This window comes from Nocardia nova (assembly GCF_002933465.1).
Taxonomy (GTDB): Bacteria; Actinomycetota; Actinomycetes; order Mycobacteriales; family Mycobacteriaceae; genus Nocardia; species Nocardia nova_B.
On record NZ_PSZE01000017.1, the window covers coordinates 80,056 to 95,537 of the forward strand.

A 15,482-nucleotide genomic window follows, 5' to 3' on the forward strand; every position below is an offset into this window, starting at 1 on the left:
ATTGGTTGACACGACGTCGCGGGCGCTGGAATAGTCCTAACCAACTAGTTAGTTACATCCCTCGCGGAGACCGATCCGCATCCAGCGGCGCAGCGCGGCGCCGTCGACACTCTCGACCGATTCCGGGGAGTCCGATATGCCCACCCTCGAAACATCGACCGCCCCACCGCTTCTGCGCACGCCGCCCGCCGACCCCATGCCCTACCCGGCGCGCTGGCGGGTGCTGCCGGTGGTGCTGAGCGCCATGTTCATGGCGATGTTCGACTGGTTCGTCGTCAATGTCGCCGCCTCCTCGCTACAACACGATCTGAACGCCGGCGAAGCGGCGCTGGAACTGATCGTCGGCGGCTACGGCTTCGCCTACGCCTCGGGCCTGATCACGGGCGGCCGGCTCGGCGACCTGTTCGGTCATCGGCGCCTGTTCGTGGTCGGCATGCTGGCCTTCACGGTGGCGTCGCTGGTCTGCGGCCTCGCGACCGATGCCTGGGCGCTGGTCGGTGCACGCGTGCTGCAGGGCGGCACCGCGGCGCTGATGGTGCCGCAGATGCTGGCGCTGATCAACACCCTGTTCCCGCCGCTCGAACGGCCCCGGGCGATGGCCGCGTTCGGCGCCACCATCGGCCTCGGCGCGGTCGCGGGCCAGGTGCTCGGCGGCGTCCTGCTCGACGCCGATCTGTTCGGCTGGGGCTGGCGGACCATCTTCTTCATCAACGTGCCGATCGGACTGGTCGCGGCCGCCCTGGCCGCACGCTGGCTCCCCCGCACCGGCAGCACTCGCCGGGCGCGACTGGATCCCGTTGGCGCCGTGGGCATTTCCGCGGCGCTGGCACTGCTGCTGATCCCGATCACACTGGGCCGGCCGGAGGGCTGGCCGCTGTGGACCTGGGTGTCGATGGCGGCTGCGGCGCCGGTGCTGCTGGCGACCCTGCGTTACGAGAACCGGCTGGCACGCCGCGGCGGGGAACCGGTCCTCGACACCGCCATGGTCCGCGAACGCGGGTTCAGTCTCGGCCTCGTGATCGCGGGCGGCTATCTGACCTTCTTCGCCGGCTTCATGCTCTGCCTGACGCTGATGCTGCAGGGCGGCCTCGGGTTGTCGCCGCTGCGTGCGGGTCTGGCTTTCGCGCCGCTGGGACTGTGCTTCGCGGGCAGTTCGCTGTTCCTGGCACCGCGGGTCGCCAATCGGTTCGGGAACCGGGTCATGGTGATCGGAACCTGCACCAGCCTGACCGGCCTGGGAATCACCCTGGCGGTGCTGGCCGACATGGGCACACAGGTGAGCGCCCTCGCGCTGATTCCGGGCATGATGATCGTCGGCCTCGGCAATGGGATGACCATCCCGTCGGTGGTCTCGGCCGTGCTGTCCTCGGGCATCCCCGCGCCGCAGGCCGGGATGGCGGCCGGTGTGCTCACCACCGCGCAGCAGTTCGGAAACGCCATCGGCGCAACCGTTCTCGGCGTCATCTTCTTCTCGTCGCTGGGCGCGGCGCACACCACCGGCAGCTATGTGACCGCCATGGAGAGGGCCGCGGTGGCCGGGATCGTGGTCCTCGGCGTGGTGCTCGCCGCCGCGCTGGCGCTGCCGCGACGCACCCGCTGATGCGCTCGATGTCCCCGGCTACCCAGCCGGGGGCTTTCCGTGCCGACTACAGGTACAGGCCGGTGCCGTGTTCGGGGCGTTCGCTCGCCACCGCATGCAGATCGCGCTCGCGCAGCACCAGGTAGGCCTGACCCTGCACCTCCACCTCGAACTGGTCCTCGGCGCTGAACAGCACGCGGTCGCCGACGCCCACGCTGCGCACATGCGAACCCACCCCACTGACCTCACCCCAGGTCAGCCGCTTCGCCACTTGCGCGGTGGCGGGAATCAGAATGCCGCCGCTGCTGCGTCGTTCGCCCTCCTCCTGGGAAACGCGAACCATGATCCGGTCGTGGAGCATCTGGATCTCTAGCTTGGCATCGGACACCGCGGCAGTGTACTGCGCACGAATCCCGCGCGAACACGTAGGTTCGGGGTGTGGACATCGCAGCACTCGTTGACCGGCTTCCCGACGGCACGGTCGTCACCGATCCCGACATCCTCACCGGGTACCGCCACGACCGCGCGCTCGATCCACAGGCCGGAATGCCGGCGGCACTGGTCCGGCCGCTGACCACCGAACAGGTCGCGACCGTGGTCGGCTGGGCGCACGAACATCGGGTCCCGCTGGTGCCGCGCGGCGCCGGCACCGGACTGTCCGGCGGCGCGACCGCACAGGACGGCGCACTGCTGGTGAGTACCGAGCGCATGCGGCAGATCACGGTCGATCCCGTCACCCGCACCGCCGTCACCCAGCCCGGACTGCTGAACGCCGAGGTCAAACGGGCGGCTGCCGACCATGGATTGTGGTACCCGCCGGATCCGTCGTCGTTCGAGATCTGCTCGATCGGCGGCAACGCGGCCACCAACGCCGGTGGGCTGTGCTGCGTGAAATACGGCGTCACCACCGACTACATCCTGGGTATGGAGGTGGTACTCGCCGACGGCACGGTGGTCCGGCTGGGCGGGCCGCGACTCAAGGATTCCGCCGGGCTGTCGCTGACCAAACTGTTCGTCGGCAGCGAGGGCACCCTCGGCATCATCACCGAACTGACGCTGCGGTTGCTCCCCGCGCAGCCGCAACAGAGCACCGTGGTCGCCACGTTTTCCACCCTCACCGCGGCCACCGCGGCGATCGAGGCGATCGCGGCCCGGCTGCGTCCCTCGATGCTGGAATTCATGGACTCGGTGGCGATCAACGCCGTCGAGGACGAGATGGGGATGGGGCTCGATCGCGAGGCCGCCGCGATGCTGGTGGCCCGCTCCGACGCCCCCGGCGAATACCGTGCCCGGGAGGCCGCGATCATCGCCGAGGCCTGCGAAAGCGCCGGAGCCGCCGAGGTTTTCCGGACCGAGGACCCCGAGGAGGGCGAAGCGTTCTGCGCCGCACGGCGATTCGCGATTCCCGCGGTCGAACGCAAGGGTCCGCTGCTGCTCGAGGACGTCGGCGTGCCGCTGCCGCGCCTGGGCGAGCTGGTCATGGCTATCGCCGAGATCGCCGAGCGTCGGGAGGTGCTGATCTCGGTGATCGCGCACGCCGGTGACGGCAACACCCACCCGCTGATCGTCTACAACCCCGCCGATGCGGACGAGACCGCACGCGCGCATCAGGCCTTCGGCGAAATCATGGACCTGGCCATCGCGCTCGGCGGCACGATCACCGGCGAACACGGCGTCGGCCGGTTGAAGAAGGCGTGGCTGCCGGATCAGGTCGGTCCGGAGGTGATGGATCTGACCCGCCGCATCAAGGAGGCCCTGGACCCCCACGGCATTCTCAACCCGGGCGCGGTGCTGTAGCGGTCCGCCACATCGGAGACCGGAACAAATCGAGGCGACGAGGGAGTTCTACGTGATATGACGACCAGGCTCGAGCACAATACGGCCGCCGGCCGCTACGAGATCTACATCGACGACACTCTCGCCGGCTACGCGGACTACGCCGAGAGCAGCGCGGGCGACAAGCCGATTCGCGATCTCAACCACACCCTCACCTTCCCCGAGTTCCGCGGGCGCGGGGTGGCGGCGCAACTGGTCGAATACGCGCTCACCGACTGCCGCGACAACGGCTTCGCCGTGGTGCCGACCTGCTGGTACGTGGAGCAGTACATCGGCGACCATCGCGAATACGCCGACCTGGTCGCCTAGCGGCCCTCCTGCGGCGCCACGGTTGTCCTGCGGCGTCCGCGTCAGATGCGGCGCCGCCAGACCAGGAACTGGCGGTCGCCGATCGTCTCCATCGCCTGGATCACGGCGGCGTTGTCGAAGCCCGGTAGTTTCTGCAGGCGGGCCAGGAACTCGGTGTCGGCAGCGGAATGCGGTACCACGCAACCGTTCCCGCGCACACCGATCAGTACGAAGAACACGTCGTCGGCGAAGGGACCGTCGGCGGTGGTGATGATCCGCACCTCGGTCAGCTCCAGCCAGGTGACCTCTTCGATTCGCCCGTTGTCCAGGGTGCGGCGGACGAACCTGTCGGTGATCTCCACGCCTGCCATGCATCAATAGTGCGCCGCGAAAGCCGTTGGGACAATTCCGAATTCGCCCGATTGCGATTGAACGAACATTTGAAATTGCATCTGAAAGTACGTCGCAGAGATTTTCGTGGCATTACCGTTCTACCAGCGAAAATTGCCGGTAATTCACTGAATTCGGCGCTTCGATACCGTAACTCGTCCTGACAACTCGCTGTGCGCGACGCGCCACGAAGCGGGGCCGCCTCGGTTGATGTCACAAGGCGACGCGGGCGGCGCCGGGTCGTTCCCCGGCACCGCCCGCGTCGTCGAGCGAGCCCGCGATCAGCGCAGCAGCTGGCGCGACATGACCAGACGCTGAATCTGGTTGGTGCCCTCGTAGATCTGGGTGATCTTGGCATCGCGCATCATTCGCTCCACCGGGAAGTCGGTGGTGTAGCCGGCGCCGCCGAACAGCTGCACGGCGTTGGTGGTGACCTCCATCGCCACATCGGAGGCGAAGCACTTGGAGGCGGCGGAGATGAAGCCCAGGTTCTCCTCGCCACGCTCGGCGCGCGCGGCGGAGGTGTAGACCATCAGGCGCGCGGCCTCGACCTTCATCGCCATATCGGCGAGCATGAACTGGGTGTTCTGGAAATCGGAGATGGCCTTGCCGAACTGCTTGCGCTCCTTGGTGTAGGCGATCGCGGCGTCCAGCGCACCCTGGGCGAGGCCGACGGCCTGCGCGCCGATGGTGGGCCGGGTGTGGTCGAGGGTCTGCAGCGCGGTTTTGAAACCGGTGCCCTCGGCGCCGATGATCCGGTCACCCGGGATGCGGCAGTTCTCGAAGTACAGTTCGGCGGTCGGCGAACCCTTGATGCCCAGCTTGTGCTCGAGCGGGCCGACCACGAAGCCCTCGTCGTCCTTGTGGACCATGAACGCGGAGATGCCGTTGGCGCCCTTCTCCGGATCGGTCACCGCCATCACGGTGTACCAGGTGGACTGGCCACCGTTGGTGATCCAGCACTTGGAACCGTTGATCACCCAGTCGTCACCGTCGCGCTTGGCGCGGGTGCGCATGGAAGCCGCATCCGAACCGGCCTCGCGCTCGGACAGGCAGTAGGAGGCCATCTTGCCCTCGACGAGGTCGGGCAGCACCTTCTGCTTCAGTTCCTCGGAACCCTGCAGGATCAGGCCCATCGTGCCGAGCTTGTTCACGGCCGGGATCAGCGAGGACGAACCACAGACGCGGGCGACCTCCTCGATCACGATGCAGGTGGCGACCGAGTCGGCACCCTGGCCGCCGTAGGCCTCGGGGACGTGGACCGCGTTGAAGCCCGCGGCGTTCAGCGCGTCCAGCGCCTCCTGCGGGAACCGGGCGTTGCCGTCGACATCCTTGGCGTGCGGGGCGATCTCCTTCTCGGCCAGGCCGCGAATCGCCGCGCGCAATTCGTCGTGGATGTCGTCCAACTTGAACAGTTCGAAATCGGGGTTGCCCGCCATGGGTTCACTCCTGGTCGTGGGGTTTCGATTCGCCTGGTCCGCGAATCCCGGCACTACACTGGCGCACCTCGGCACTCAGTGCCAGTCGGATTCGAGTATACGCCGTCCGAGGGCGACGACGTGAGGGGATAGCCGCCATCCTCGGTGGCACTCAGTGCCAATCCTTGGATCCAGCGGCCCGGTTCACAGATTATCGAGGCGGTCGGCCAGGAGGTCGGCGACCTGCCGGGCAGGCATCTCGCGCGGGAAGACCGCCACCACCATCTCGCCCGGTTCCGAGGCCGCACCGGGGGGCGCGATCGCCCGGACCGCCGCACGCAAATCGGCCGCGCTCGCCTCGGATCGACCACGCACCATGCGGCGCAGCAGATAGTTGTGGGTGGCGGTGACGGCCGCACTGAATTGGATCAGCGCGAGATCGGGCACCTCGGGCAGCCGATCGCGCAAATAGTCGGTGAACAGCCGTTCGTACCGGAAAACGGTCACGATCTCGCGATCGCGCAGCGCCGACGCTTGCCGGACGACCCGATACCGGCGCGCGGCCAGTTCCCTGGTCTCGGTGAACCGCTCGAAGATCCCGACCACCGCCTCTCGCACGGCGTCCCACGGATCACCCTGCGCCGCAGCCAGATACGCCTTCGCCCGGGCGAGCTGCTCCTCGTGATCGGCGAAGACCACATCCTCCTTCGACCGGAACTGCCGAAAGAACGTCCGCCGCGAAATCCCCGCCGCCTCCGCGATCTCGTCCACCGTCGTCGCCTCGTACCCCTGCTCCGCGAACAGCCGCAACGCGTGATCGACCACAGCCAGCCGAAACTCCGCGGCGTCGGCAGCACGAACGGGGGTCGGATTGTCGCTGGGCACCCCACAACGGTAGCTGTGCCGAGTCCCTGGGAACTTCTGCGTGTCGTTGGGCGCAGCGACATTCGCGCTTCGGACCGGCGGTCAGGCGTTCGGTTACCGTCCGGGCGTGCCCGATGAGTTACCGATGTTCTCGCGAGATCACTCGGCCGGGCGATAGACCCGCACCATCTCAGCCCAGCAGGCGGGTGCGCAGGGCTTCGTCCTTGTCGAGGACCAGTTTTTCCAGGTCGGCCTGGAACTGTTCCATGCGGGTGCGCAGGTGGGGGTCGGCGGCGGCGAGGATGCGGACGGCGAGCAGGCCCGCGTTGCGGGCGCCGCCGATGGACACCGTGGCGACGGGGACGCCGGCGGGCATCTGCACGATCGACAGCAGGGAGTCCATGCCGTCGAGATACTTCAGCGGCACCGGGACGCCGATCACCGGCAGCGGGGTGGCCGAGGCGACCATGCCGGGCAGGTGGGCGGCGCCACCGGCACCGGCGATGATCACCTTGACGCCGCGACCGGCGGCCTCGCGGGCGTAGTCGAGCATGCGCTGCGGCGTGCGATGCGCCGAGACGACACCGACCTCGAAGCGAATCCCGAACTCCGCCAACGCTTCCGCGGCCGCTTCCATCGTGGGCCAATCGGAATCGCTGCCCATGATCAGGCCGACCGCCGGAGCGGAGCCTGCGGAGCGACCATCGAACACAGCTGCGCCCTCCACGTTGTCACTCATGGGGATCCCATCCATCGGTCCACACCGCGTGCGACATCCAGTGCGCCGCCCGTTCGGCCTTCTCCCGCACCTCGGCCACGTCGTCACCGAGGATGTTCACGTGCCCGATCTTGCGCTTCGGGCGCTCGCCCTTGCCGTAGAGGTGCACTTTCGCCTCCGGAATCCGGGCGAACAGGTGGTGCAGCCGCTCGTCCATCGACATCGCCGGCGCCTCGGCCGCGCCGAGGATGTTCGCCATCACCGTCACCGGCGCGAGCGGCGTGGTGGCGCCGAGCGGATAGTCGAGAACCGCACGCAGATGCTGTTCGAACTGTCCGGTGACGGCACCGTCCATCCCCCAGTGCCCGGAATTGTGCGGGCGCATGGCCAGCTCGTTGACCAGCAGATCACCGGCGCGGGTTTCGAACAGCTCGACGGCCATCGCGCCGGTGACGCCGAGTTCGGCGGCCAGTCGCAGGGCCAGCGATTCGGCCTCGGTCGCGGCCTCGTCCGACAGTTGCGGCGCGGGCGCGATCACCACGGCACACTGCCCCTCGCGTTGCACCGTCTCGACCACGGGCCAGGCCGCGGCCTGCCCGAACGGCGAGCGCGCCACCATCGCGGAGAGCTCACGCTTCAGATCCACCCGCTGCTCGGCGAGCAAGGTCACACCATGCCCGAGCTGATCGGTGACGACGCGTTCGGCTTCCGCGGCGTCGTCGATCATCCACACGCCGCGCCCGTCGTAGCCGCCCCGCACCGCCTTCAGCACGAACGGACCGTGTTCGGCGAGGAATCCGGTGGCGTCCGCGACCGCCTCGACCGCGGTGAACGCCGGAACCGGGACTCCCATCCCGGCCAGCTTGCGCCGCATCGCGAGCTTGTCCTGGGCGTAGACCAGCGCGGCCGGCGGAGGCTGCACGTTCACGCCCTCGGCCACCAGCGCCAGCAGATGCTCGGTCGGCACATGTTCGTGATCGAAGGTCACCGCGTGCGTACCGACGGCAACTTTGCGCAGGGCGGCGAGATCGGTATGCGATCCGAGCACCAACTCGGGGCTGACCTGGGCCGCCGGATCGTCGGGTCGCTCGGCCAGGACCCGCAGGCGCTGCCCCAGCGCCACGGCCGCCTGATGCGTCATTCGCGCCAGCTGCCCGCCGCCGATCATCGCGACGGTCGGCATTCCACCGCCCTCGAAACTGCGCGAAACCGGCATCGGTTCACCTTCGGCAACCTCGTGCACCCCGGTGGAGGGGTCCATCGATGGCCCACTACGCTCGCTCACAGCCCACCATGTTGTCATGCGCCCACACGCGGGGATGAGTGCGGGTTGATTGCCCGACGCGGGGCGGACGTAGACTCACCGGGTGCCATTTGTCGACGATGTGGTCAACATCCTGCCCAAAACGCTACGGGACCTCGCTATTCGTCATCACGAGCTGATCAAGTTCGCGATTGTCGGAGCGACCACTTTCGTCATCGACAGCGGTATCTTCTACATCCTCAAATTGACGGTTCTCGAGTCGAAACCGATCACGGCCAAGATCATTTCCGGAGTTATCGCGGTCATCGCGTCCTACATCCTGAACCGGGAATGGTCATTCAAGGGTCGCGGCGGTCGTGAGAAGCACCACGAGGCCCTGTTGTTCTTCGTGGTCAGCGCCATCGGTGTGCTGCTGTCGAATCTCCCGCTGTGGGCTTCGCGGTATTTCTTCCATCTGCACGTTCCCGATGTCAGCTTGACCGTGGAGAACATCGCCGACTTCGTCAGCGCCTTCATCATCGGCAACATCCTGCAGATGGTGTTCCGATTCTGGGCGATGAAGCGCTGGGTGTTCCCCGACGAAATCGACGCACTGGTCGAAGAATTCGAAGAACTGTACGAGGAAGAGAAACCGCTCGGCTTCAGCTGAACCCACCGTTCAGCGGGGCTCCCCGATGACGCCGTTACCCGACCGCCCCGCGGTCGGCTTACCGAGGAATACCGCGAACAGCGCCGGACGCCGTCGCTGTAGTTCCAACCGGCCGCCGTCGGCTTCGATCAGCGCGCGCGCCAGCGCCAGCCCCACCCCGGTCGATCCGGCGCCGGAGAAACCGCGATCGAAGATGTGCGGTGCCAGTTCGTCGCTGACCCCCTCACCCTCGTCGGCCACCTCCACCGCCACCAGCGGTTCCCGGTCGGGCCCGCCGTAGACGGTGCGCACCGACACCGAACAGTCACCGCCGCCGTGCACCAGCGCATTGTCGACCAGTACGGCCACCGCCTCGCGCAACCGCGATCCGGTCACCGGTGCGCGCAGCGCCGGATCGCCGGAAAGCACGAGTTTGCGACCGGCCTCGGCGAAGGGATGCCGCCATTCGGCGACGACCCCGCGCAATTCCGCGACCACCGGAACCGGTTCGTGATCGGCGGCGTCCTGGTCGCGGGAATCGCGAACCAGTTCGTCGATCGCCTCGGTGAGCCGATCGACCTGCGCCATCGCCTCCTCCGATTCCTGGACGACCGCCGGGTCCGGATGCGCCGACAATTCGTCGAGGCGCAGCCGCACCGCCGTCAGGCGACTGCGCAACTGATGGGACACATCGGCGACCAGCGCGTGTTCGCGCTGCAGCCGGCCCGCGATCTCCACCGTGGCCGAGTCCAGCACATCCGAGACCCGGTCGAGCTCGGTGATCCCGTGCCGACGCGGGTCCGGCCGGAAATCGCCCTTCGCCAGCCGGGCGGCGCGCGCGGCCACATCCCGCAACGGATCGGCGACCCGACGCGCGGTCACCACCGCCACCGCGGCGCCCGCGGCCAGCGAGGCCAGCGCCACCAGCGCCACCGCGCCCACCGCTTGCCGCTGCATCGAATGCATGGGGGCGGCCGGCACCTCGAGTCGCAGGGAACCGGACGTGCCCATCGACAGCGATTCCACCACCGGGTTCTCGACCTCCGGCGCACCCGCGTCCACGCGCAGCGCGGCGTCCTCGGGGGTCGGATAGATGATCGTGAGACGTCCGCCGGACGGAATCAGCGGCCGCACCGAGCGCAGGTCGAGCACGCCGTGGACCAACCCGTCCTCACGCTCTTGGCCGACGATCTCCACCGACATGCGATCCAGACGGGCGCGCAGATCGCTGCGGGTGATATCGGCCACCCACTGCCAGGCGGTGAACGCCAGGGGGATACCCAGCACCACGGTGGTGAGGGTCAAGGCCGCCAGCATGGACAGCAGAATTCGGCGCCGCATCGGCGATCAATCGGTGTTGAAGCGGAAACCGACACCGCGCACTGTGACGATACGCCGCTCCGCGACCGGGCCCTCGTCGCCGATTTTGCGGCGCAGCCAAGACATGTGCATGTCGAGGGTTTTGGAGCCGCGTAGATCGGCATCGCCCCACACCTCGCGCAGAATCGTCTCGCGGGGCACGACCTGCCCGGCGCGGTCGATGAGCACCTTGAGCAGCTCGTACTCCTTGTTGGCCAGATTCACCTCATGGCCGTTGACCAGCACCCGACGTGCCGCGGGCTCGAGCCGCACCCCGCCGATCTCCACCGCCTCGTCGCCGATGCCGCTGCGCCGCAACAGGGCTCGCACGCGGGCCAGTAGTTCGGCAAGACGGAACGGTTTACCGACATAGTCGTCGGCGCCGGCGTCCAGACCCACCACGAAATCGACCTCGTCGGTGCGGGCGGTCAACATCAGCACCGCGAGATCGGCGCCGCGGGCACGGACCTGGCGGCACACCTCCAGGCCATCCATACCGGGCAACCCTAGGTCGAGGATGAGCAGATCGTGTTCACCCTCCAGCGCCCGGCGCAGCACGGCGGGGCCGAAGCTCTCGACGGTTACCGAATAGCCTTCGCGCCCCAGCGCTCGCGACAGCGGAGCGGCGATGGCCTCATCGTCCTCGGCCAGCAGTACGGCGGTCACAGCACAAGATTACTGGCGAACCGGGCCGATCGGGCGTGCGCCACCGTACCGCGGCCGCCGCTACCGACGGCGGCCGTAGCGAGGGTCCTGATACTGCTCGTGGCCCGGATCACCGTGCGGGTTGTCGAAGACCTGGTGGTATAGCAGCGAATGCACCTTCTGCACGTTCGGAATGTCGTCGTACTCCAACGGATCGCCCGAGGCGGCGTCGATGATCAGGGTGCCCGTGCCGAGCAACCGGTCCGACAACCCGTGGCGGAACTGCACACTGGAGATGCGGTTCATCGGAATGTCGATGCCGGTGTGGGTGAGCACGCCCTCGCGCACCAGCACCCGCCGATCGGTGATGATGAAATGCGTTGACTTCCAACGGATCACCTGCGACAGGCAACGCCACACGACCAGCAGCGCCCACACCACGACGATCGCGATGAGAACGGCGTTGCGCGTGGTGCCCTCGGTGTTGCGCCAGGCCAGCCCGCTCAGGAATCCGGCCAGCGCCGTGGCGAGGATGAAGGTGAGCGCCGGCAAGAACAACATCTTCCAATGCGGATGACGGTGCAGTAGCAGCTGCTCGTCCGGCGCGAGCAGCTCCTCCGGATAACTCATACGCGAACCCTACCCCCTGATCCGGCCCGCTATGCCGGGCGAAGATGAGTGACGTCGCCCGCCGATACCGAACGATCGCCGATGATCAGGCGGCCGTAGGCGTCGATATCGGTGGCCACGCCGGTGATGACCTCGCCGCCGGGCAGTTCCGCCCGCACGTCGGCGCCGAGGGTGGCGCAGCGGGCACGGTAGGCGTCGGCCAGCGCCGCGACATTCCAGTTCTCCGTCCGCCATTCGGTGAAGTGGCGGGCGAAGGCGCGCAGCAGGGCGAGGACCAACTCGTTGCGATCGGCGTTCTCCGCACCGGCCAGGGTCAGCGAAACGGCGTGCGGCACAGGCAGTTCGTCCTCGGTGAGGCTCACATTGAGCCCGACGCCGACCACGACCGCCGGCGCACCCGCACCGGAGGCGACCTCGGCCAGGATGCCGGCCACCTTACGGCCGCCGATCAGAACGTCATTGGGCCACTTGAGGTTTGCGTCCAGTCCGGTGGTCTCGCGGACCGCGTCGACGACGGCGACACCCGTCAGCAGCGGCAACCAGCCGAGGACGGCCGGCTCGATACCGCCGAGCCGCACCAGAATCGACATCGCGATCTGTGCGCGCGGCGGACTCACCCACGACCGTTCGTGGCGGCCGCGACCGCGGTCCTGATATTCGGCGACCAGCACCCGTCGATCGGAGGACGGATCGCCGGCCTCGCCGATCAGATCCGCGTTGGTCGAACCGGTCGACTCCACCACATCGATGCGGGAGAAGAACGACAGGTCGGGCTGTTCGGCGACGGCATGTCGCAGGATATCGACGTCCAACGGTGGCCTCTGCACGCCTCGCAGGCTACTCCTGCCGGCTCGGACGGTCGTTGTGCCGCTCCGCATCGGACGGTCCCGCCGGGGGCGGCACCAGGACGCGGGTGCCGGCATCTGAGCGGCACCCGCCTCCCGGTTCCTCTCATCGGGCCAGGTCGTACTCCGGCAGATGAATCGAGCGCACCAGTCCGCCGGCGCCTGCTCCGCCGAATGCCATGACGGCGTCGGAGGCCGACTCGCCGAGCTCTTCCGGCGCCTGCTCCTCCGGCCGCTCGGCCCGGACTTCCGGATCCACGACGGTCGGCTCCGGCTCTCCGGCCGACCGGGTCCACGCTGTCGCGGTGGCCCGTTCCGCGACCGATTTACTCCACTCCCACATCGCGCACCTCCCCAGTGCTTGATTTCGGAGTCTTCACCGTACGGGTACGGACACCCGGCAATCCACCGAATTAAGCGGCGAGCCCTGCCGCTCGTCGCGAAAAGTGCTGCGGTGCAAGGTGTTCGGCGAGCCTCACAGAGGTTGCAGGCCCAGGGCTCCGGCGACGAAGCGGCTCACCGCGGTCAGGCCGGACTGCAGCGCGGAATCGTAGCCCTCGCGCGACCAGCCCGAAATCTCCGCGGTGCCATCGGGTTGCGGCGTCACCACGATCTCGGCGACCAGCTCCGCGGTAGTCGGCTCACACACCGCCCACGAATATCCGGTCTGTTCCGCCCATTCGCGGGCACGGCGGTCGACATAGCCGGGATCGGTGATGCCGCCGTCGGCCAGAGCCGGGCGGTCGTCGATGCGGTCGTCGGCACGCAGCGCACGCAGATACCAACTGCCGGCGTTGATTTCGATCGGTTCCATCAGAGCCTCCGGCGACGGTCGCGCCGACGGCGGCGGTCGAGCGGGCGGTGGTCGTCGCCGGCGAGCAGCCGGCGATCGTGGCCGCGCTGCTGGAGGCCGCCGGTGATGATGCCGGCCGCGGGGATCAGCAGGAACCACAGCCAGGTATGGGTGGTGAAGAACAGCACCAGCGCGATGATCACCACCAAGCCCATCATCGAACCGGCGAATTCGCGGCGGCCACCCGGCTGCGCAGCGGCCGGTTCCGGCGGCTCCGGCGGCTCCGGGACGGCGGCCGGGAGGTCGCTGAACACCGGTGCCAGATCACCCCGCGTCACTGCCGCCGCGATGAGGCCGCTGCGCTCGTCGAACTCGGCGACCGACAAGCGCCCGGCGGCGAAGTGCTCCGACAGGCGTTGCATCGCCTGCTCGCGCTCCGCGGTACCGATGCGGACGTCGGGAGAATCAGCCATGGCACGAGATTACCGCGCGGGGCGCGGGTGAGCGGGCCCGTCGCCGCGGCAGTCCACCCGCGGTACCGCCGGCCGCACATCCGCACTATCGTCGGTCCCATGTTCCGCCAGCGCGGCATCGGCACCGCTGCCGCCCCGCTCGTCGTCGCGACGACCGGTCGAGCACCACAGCCGGGTACCGATACGCGCCCGCAGATCAGCGGTGCGAGGCTCCGGACGCGCACGACAGCGGCCAGCCGCCGGGCTCCCGGCGCCTTCCTCCGGCCCGGTACGCACCTCGGGCGGATGCGATGACTCCGCGGGAATTCGGGCGGTACCGGCTCGATCGACTACTCGGCCGGGGATCGGCCGGGGAGGTATGGCTGGCGTACGATCCGGCGGATGCGCGGACTGTTGCGCTGAAGATCTTGTCCGGGAGCGCTGCCGAGGACGCGGATTACCGGCGGCGGTTCGAGCGCGAGGCCCGGATCGGAACGCATCTGGACAATCCGCATATCGCACCGATCCATCGGTTCGGCGAATACGCCGGGCGGCTGTACCTGGATATGGCCTACATCCCGGGTGTGGATCTGGCGCGGCTGGTGCGGTCGAGTGCGATGGCGGCGCCGGAGGCGGTCGATCTGATCTCGCAGATCGCCGAGGCACTCGATGCCGCCCACGCCGCCGGGCTGGTGCACCGGGACGTGAAGCCCGCCAACATTATCGTGCACACGAGCGGGTTCGCGTATCTCATCGACTTCGGGATAGCTCGCGCGGCGGGTCAAACCACCATCACCGCAACGGGTTTCACTGTCGGCACGCTCGCCTATATGGCGCCGGAACGGTTCACCGGGCACGGTGACTCCCGCTCGGACGTGTACTCGCTGGCCTGCGTGCTGTACGAATGCCTCACCGCGCGAAGGCCGTTCGGCGATACCGACGCGGTCCGGCAACTGCACGCCCATCTGCACGAGCCTCCGCCGCGCCCCTCCACGGTCGCCGCTCACGTTCCCGCCGCGCTCGACGCGGTCGTCGCCCGAGGGATGGCGAAGCGGCCGGACGACCGCTACCGCACCGCGGGCGAGCTGGCCGCGGCGGCCCGAGCCGCAGTGGGGACGACCACCGTCGACCACACACCTCCGGTACTGCAATCCGAGCCGTCGCAGATCCCCGATCCACGCGCGATATCGGAGGCGACCGGGCAGCAGCTCGGCCCCGCGCCAGCGGCACGCGGACAACTCGGCCCTACGCCCCTGGCGGCCGGACAACCCGCGACAACCAGGCGATTCGACTCCGAACCGGCCCCCGTGCCTGGATACGCGGGCGCCGCGGCCGAGCGGCCGCGCGGTGCGGCACGGCAGGTTTCACCGGCACCGCCACGGAGTTCGGTTCTCACCATCGCGGCCGCGCTGACCGGCGCAGCCATCGTCGTCCTCGCGGTCGTCGCCGGATGCACGGCCCTGCTGAGCAGCGGCTCCCGCACCCCCTCCGACCAGCAGTCGACCACCCGTCCCGAAGCGACCACACCCGCACCGACCACCGCGGCACCGGCGACCCCGGAACCGGAATACACCACCGCGGTCATCCCACCGCGCCGGCCACTGCCCTTCCCCACCGGCGTGCTGCCGCCACCCTTCCAAATCCCGCATGTCACAAGCTATTCCGAGGACCAGCACAGCACACCGACAGAGTCCGGAAAACAACACCCGCACGCCGGTTAGGTCTGGCGCGGGACGAGTCGGCCCCTGCGGCAGCCCGCGCCGATAGCGACGG

18 protein-coding genes are annotated in these 15,482 nt (G+C 68.5%); 5 read left to right on the forward strand and 13 right to left on the reverse strand.

Features of this window, described 5'->3' with window-relative positions:
* Positions 1 to 136: 136 nt before the first annotated feature.
* Positions 137 to 1,600, forward strand: a complete 1,464-nt coding sequence (locus C5E41_RS20410) for an MFS transporter (protein WP_104377405.1) — start codon at positions 137 to 139, stop codon at positions 1,598 to 1,600.
* Positions 1,601 to 1,646: 46 nt separating this feature from the next.
* On the opposite strand, the gene C5E41_RS20415 is transcribed toward C5E41_RS20410, so the two are convergent.
* Positions 1,647 to 1,967, reverse strand: a complete 321-nt coding sequence (locus C5E41_RS20415; RefSeq protein ID WP_030513633.1) for a GroES family chaperonin — start codon at positions 1,965 to 1,967, stop codon at positions 1,647 to 1,649.
* A 50-nt stretch (positions 1,968 to 2,017) separates the two neighbouring features.
* Here C5E41_RS20415 and C5E41_RS20420 point away from each other — a divergent pair, with 50 nt between their 5' ends.
* Positions 2,018 to 3,376, forward strand: a complete 1,359-nt coding sequence (locus tag C5E41_RS20420; protein WP_104377406.1) for an FAD-binding oxidoreductase — start codon at positions 2,018 to 2,020, stop codon at positions 3,374 to 3,376.
* A 57-nt stretch (positions 3,377 to 3,433) separates the two neighbouring features.
* A complete protein-coding gene (locus C5E41_RS20425) occupies positions 3,434 to 3,724 on the forward strand; it encodes a GNAT family N-acetyltransferase (RefSeq protein WP_104377407.1) in 291 nt (96 codons plus the stop codon).
* A 41-nt stretch (positions 3,725 to 3,765) separates the two neighbouring features.
* Here the strand turns inward: C5E41_RS20425 and C5E41_RS20430 are convergent, their stop codons facing one another.
* From C5E41_RS20430 to C5E41_RS20450, 5 genes are all read right to left on the reverse strand, one after another.
* Positions 3,766 to 4,074, reverse strand: a complete 309-nt coding sequence (locus tag C5E41_RS20430) for a hypothetical protein (protein WP_104377408.1) — start codon at positions 4,072 to 4,074, stop codon at positions 3,766 to 3,768.
* Positions 4,075 to 4,374: 300 nt separating this feature from the next.
* On the reverse strand, positions 4,375 to 5,532 hold the full coding sequence (locus C5E41_RS20435) for an acyl-CoA dehydrogenase (RefSeq protein ID WP_104377409.1): 1,158 nt from the start codon (positions 5,530 to 5,532) through the stop codon (positions 4,375 to 4,377).
* A 183-nt stretch (positions 5,533 to 5,715) separates the two neighbouring features.
* A complete protein-coding gene (locus C5E41_RS20440) occupies positions 5,716 to 6,396 on the reverse strand; it encodes a TetR family transcriptional regulator (RefSeq protein WP_104377410.1) in 681 nt (226 codons plus the stop codon).
* 169 nt (positions 6,397 to 6,565) lie between these two features.
* Entirely contained in the window at positions 6,566 to 7,114 is a 549-nt protein-coding gene (purE, locus tag C5E41_RS20445; protein ID WP_439956423.1) for a 5-(carboxyamino)imidazole ribonucleotide mutase, read from the reverse strand.
* Positions 7,107 to 8,309 carry a 5-(carboxyamino)imidazole ribonucleotide synthase gene (locus C5E41_RS20450; protein WP_104377461.1) on the reverse strand — a complete coding sequence of 401 codons (1,203 nt, stop codon included), beginning with the start codon at positions 8,307 to 8,309 and terminating at the stop codon, positions 7,107 to 7,109. Before C5E41_RS20450 ends, purE begins: the two co-directional genes overlap by 8 nt.
* Before the next feature lie 151 nt (positions 8,310 to 8,460).
* Here C5E41_RS20450 and C5E41_RS20455 point away from each other — a divergent pair, with 151 nt between their 5' ends.
* Entirely contained in the window at positions 8,461 to 9,006 is a 546-nt protein-coding gene (locus C5E41_RS20455; RefSeq protein WP_104377411.1) for a GtrA family protein, read from the forward strand.
* Positions 9,007 to 9,015: 9 nt separating this feature from the next.
* Here C5E41_RS20455 and C5E41_RS20460 read toward each other — a convergent pair whose 3' ends face one another.
* The 7 genes from C5E41_RS20460 to C5E41_RS20490 form a co-directional block, all read right to left on the reverse strand.
* Positions 9,016 to 10,326, reverse strand: coding sequence for a sensor histidine kinase (locus tag C5E41_RS20460; RefSeq protein ID WP_104377412.1), 1,311 nt, complete (start codon positions 10,324 to 10,326; stop codon positions 9,016 to 9,018).
* 6 nt (positions 10,327 to 10,332) lie between these two features.
* Positions 10,333 to 11,010, reverse strand: coding sequence for a response regulator transcription factor (locus C5E41_RS20465; RefSeq protein ID WP_030513615.1), 678 nt, complete (start codon positions 11,008 to 11,010; stop codon positions 10,333 to 10,335).
* Between the two features lie 60 nt (positions 11,011 to 11,070).
* A complete protein-coding gene (locus C5E41_RS20470) occupies positions 11,071 to 11,619 on the reverse strand; it encodes a PH domain-containing protein (protein WP_104377413.1) in 549 nt (182 codons plus the stop codon).
* A gap of 29 nt (positions 11,620 to 11,648) precedes the next feature.
* Positions 11,649 to 12,446, reverse strand: a complete 798-nt coding sequence (locus C5E41_RS20475) for a biotin--[acetyl-CoA-carboxylase] ligase (protein ID WP_258081112.1) — start codon at positions 12,444 to 12,446, stop codon at positions 11,649 to 11,651.
* 124 nt (positions 12,447 to 12,570) lie between these two features.
* Positions 12,571 to 12,807, reverse strand: a complete 237-nt coding sequence (locus tag C5E41_RS20480) for a hypothetical protein (protein WP_104377415.1) — start codon at positions 12,805 to 12,807, stop codon at positions 12,571 to 12,573.
* Between the two features lie 132 nt (positions 12,808 to 12,939).
* Positions 12,940 to 13,278 carry a hypothetical protein gene (locus C5E41_RS20485; protein WP_104377416.1) on the reverse strand — a complete coding sequence of 113 codons (339 nt, stop codon included), beginning with the start codon at positions 13,276 to 13,278 and terminating at the stop codon, positions 12,940 to 12,942.
* The gene (locus tag C5E41_RS20490; RefSeq protein WP_104377417.1) at positions 13,278 to 13,730 is read right to left on the reverse strand and encodes a DUF1707 SHOCT-like domain-containing protein; all 453 of its coding nucleotides are present in this window, start codon (positions 13,728 to 13,730) and stop codon (positions 13,278 to 13,280) included. Before C5E41_RS20490 ends, C5E41_RS20485 begins: the two co-directional genes overlap by 1 nt.
* 290 nt (positions 13,731 to 14,020) lie before the next feature.
* On the opposite strand from C5E41_RS20490, the gene C5E41_RS20495 reads away from it, so the two are divergent.
* Positions 14,021 to 15,430 (forward strand): serine/threonine-protein kinase, encoded by a 1,410-nt coding sequence (locus C5E41_RS20495; protein WP_104377418.1) that lies wholly within the window; start codon positions 14,021 to 14,023, stop codon positions 15,428 to 15,430.
* The last annotated feature ends 52 nt before the right edge of the window (positions 15,431 to 15,482 follow it).

Coding starts and splice junctions, on each gene's coding strand:
- C5E41_RS20410 (WP_104377405.1), top strand. CDS start 137: ATGCCCACCCTCGAAACATCGACCGCCCCACCGCTTCTGCGCACGCCG.
- C5E41_RS20425 (WP_104377407.1), top strand. CDS start 3,434: ATGACGACCAGGCTCGAGCACAATACGGCCGCCGGCCGCTACGAGATC.
- C5E41_RS20430 (WP_104377408.1), bottom strand. CDS start 4,074: ATGGCAGGCGTGGAGATCACCGACAGGTTCGTCCGCCGCACCCTGGAC.
- C5E41_RS20435 (WP_104377409.1), bottom strand. CDS start 5,532: ATGGCGGGCAACCCCGATTTCGAACTGTTCAAGTTGGACGACATCCAC.
- purE (WP_439956423.1), bottom strand. CDS start 7,114: ATGAGTGACAACGTGGAGGGCGCAGCTGTGTTCGATGGTCGCTCCGCA.
- C5E41_RS20450 (WP_104377461.1), bottom strand. CDS start 8,309: ATGCCGGTTTCGCGCAGTTTCGAGGGCGGTGGAATGCCGACCGTCGCG.
- C5E41_RS20460 (WP_104377412.1), bottom strand. CDS start 10,326: ATGCGGCGCCGAATTCTGCTGTCCATGCTGGCGGCCTTGACCCTCACC.
- C5E41_RS20470 (WP_104377413.1), bottom strand. CDS start 11,619: ATGAGTTATCCGGAGGAGCTGCTCGCGCCGGACGAGCAGCTGCTACTG.
- C5E41_RS20480 (WP_104377415.1), bottom strand. CDS start 12,807: ATGTGGGAGTGGAGTAAATCGGTCGCGGAACGGGCCACCGCGACAGCG.
- C5E41_RS20485 (WP_104377416.1), bottom strand. CDS start 13,278: ATGGAACCGATCGAAATCAACGCCGGCAGTTGGTATCTGCGTGCGCTG.
- C5E41_RS20490 (WP_104377417.1), bottom strand. CDS start 13,730: ATGGCTGATTCTCCCGACGTCCGCATCGGTACCGCGGAGCGCGAGCAG.
- C5E41_RS20495 (WP_104377418.1), top strand. CDS start 14,021: ATGACTCCGCGGGAATTCGGGCGGTACCGGCTCGATCGACTACTCGGC.